Source organism: Paenibacillus popilliae ATCC 14706 (assembly GCF_000315235.1).
Taxonomy (GTDB): Bacteria; Bacillota; Bacilli; order Paenibacillales; family Paenibacillaceae; genus Paenibacillus_B; species Paenibacillus_B popilliae.
The window spans coordinates 1-1,368 of record NZ_BALG01000076.1; the positions used below are offsets into that span (position 1 = coordinate 1).

The following is a 1,368-nucleotide window of genomic DNA, read 5'->3' on the forward strand; positions in this document are numbered from 1 at the left end:
TTAGTAACTGTACATGCCAATAAACACTTCAAGAAAATGTAAACCAAAAAAACTGACAGTATCCCTATGCAGCTCTAAGCTGTGTTTGAATTTGGGCGAGAGTTACTCCGGATAGAGCTTGTTTATAAACAAATTCAATCCAATGTTGCTTTTTTTCTCGTCGATATTGGTGTAATCCAACCAAAAGATTGCCTTGCCCGATGTAAATACAGCACATCGAAACAAAAGAGAGTAGCGCCCAGTAACGATCAATCGCTTTCGTAGATCGTACCTGATATCGATCCAAGCCGAGGTGGACCTTCGCCGCTCGAAAATACGTTTCAATCGACCATCGCTTACTATAATAGCTCAGAATCTGCTTGCTGGTTAGAGAAACATCCGTACTTAGAAAAGCTTTTACCTGCTTGGGGTTCAGTTCTTCTCCTTCTTTCCAGCAGAAAAGAACGACTCCATTATCAAGCAAGTTGAGCTTTCCTTCGTATCGATAAACGCGATAAGAGTCTACTCCGATGGTCACGAGATCGGTATCAGACTTGGAAATAAACGAAGCAAATTCTTTAATCGATTGGCGAATCCCTTGTGGGTAAATGATGCGATTGGTCTTTAGACCGCTAATGACATGGAATCCTTGCTCGCTACTCACCTGAAGAACAGAGGCTGAAGGGTACCACGAATCCATTAATACGTAAGTTCGGTGATGAGACTTGGGCACTTGACGGATCATGTCACAAGCCAGCTCAATCTTGCTCTTGCTTTTGGATTCATAACGTTCTGTTGCAAAGGGATATACTACATCATCCGCCCGAAGCATGGCTTCCACTACAGCATGACCATACACCTTCTTGCCCTTGAGATGAGAGTGGTGAAAGGCTGAACCCTGGATCGAGTCAACCGCCCGTGACGAAGGTTTGGTTTTTTCACACACCGTATCATCGACAAGGACAAAGATAGGGCTGTTATTGTGTTTAGCGCTGAATTTGACTTGCTGATAGGCGATATTACGTACGATTTGCTTAAGGAACTGTTCATCCCACTTCCCATGGGATAAAAAATGACTTAAGCTTCTACGATCCCGATGATGCAAGCTTTCGCGATGTATGTCTGTTAAGGTACCTGTAAATCCAGATGACAACATGCCATCTACAAAGTGAGTGATGTGCTTGAGGACAGCTTTGGAAAAATACAACGAGAGTTTCCATTGCTGAAAGATATTGTTCCAATGGTGATGCTGTGTTAACGTATACGTATGAGACATTTCTTGATCTCCTCTGCGTAGAGTGGTTGCTGGTACTTCTATTTTACACAGAGAATCAAGGGTGTCTCTTTTTACATTTAATTGCAGCTAATTTTGGCATGTATAGTTAGTAA

1 protein-coding gene is annotated in these 1,368 nt (G+C 42.5%); it reads right to left on the reverse strand.

What is annotated here, in order from left to right; translation table 11 throughout:
* Positions 1–64: 64 nt before the first annotated feature.
* On the reverse strand, positions 65–1,255 hold the full coding sequence (locus PPOP_RS07620; protein ID WP_093471006.1) for an IS701 family transposase: 1,191 nt from the start codon (positions 1,253–1,255) through the stop codon (positions 65–67).
* Positions 1,256–1,368: the final 113 nt, after the last annotated feature.

Bases quoted from the DNA above. Each gene is read 5' to 3' on its own strand.
- PPOP_RS07620 (WP_093471006.1), bottom strand. From the start codon at position 1,255: ATGTCTCATACGTATACGTTAACACAGCATCACCATTGGAACAATATC.